Here is a 610-nt window from a genome sequence, read left to right as displayed (position 1 = left end):
ACATCACCACACCAAACTTGATTAGGCTGTTCCGGACTGAAGCAACGACCCAACACATTTGGAATGAGCACATGCTCTTTCTCAGATTTAGCGTACTTATGTGCCGGCAATTGGCGGCTAACCAAACCTTCTTGCCTCATGAGCTTGTTCACTAACCAGCGACTCACCTTAAAGCCGGATAATGCCAGCAGAGTTACCAAAGTACGCTCCCCCGCAGAACCATTACTAATTCCAAACCAACGCTTGAGTTCAGAAATCAATCTAAGGCGTTGCGGCTCTATCTCTTGAGGGCGGTCACACCAATATCTGTAGCTGCTGCGATGAACATTAAGTACGCGGCATAGTCGAGATACCGACCAGCTCCCTTGCTGCGCTTGGATTAACGAAAACCTTTGATCGAGTCCTGCATCAAGAGAGCTGAAGCCTTTTTTAAAATCTCGTTGTCTCCCTCTAGTTGTTTGATCTTGCGTTCCAACTCGCGAATTTTTAATTGATCTGGAGTGAGAGGTGTAGCACTCGACAACCTACCGTTTCGTTCTTCTTTTAATTGTCGCGCCCATTTATCGACCGTGGACTTACCAAGGCCTAAGCTATCCGCGACATCTCGGAC

1 protein-coding gene and 1 pseudogene are annotated in these 610 nt (G+C 47.5%); both read right to left on the bottom strand.

Features of this window, described 5'->3' with window-relative positions; genetic code table 11:
• Positions 1-260, bottom strand: a pseudogene (locus A3761_RS01320) (IS3 family transposase); the annotation flags it as partial.
• 119 nt (positions 261-379) lie between these two features.
• On the bottom strand, positions 380-610 hold a 231-nt coding region (locus tag A3761_RS26580; protein WP_068749673.1), incomplete at its 5' end, for a transposase.

The organism is Oleiphilus sp. HI0123 (assembly GCF_001635315.1).
This window is presented reverse-complemented; position numbering and strand designations above follow the sequence as displayed.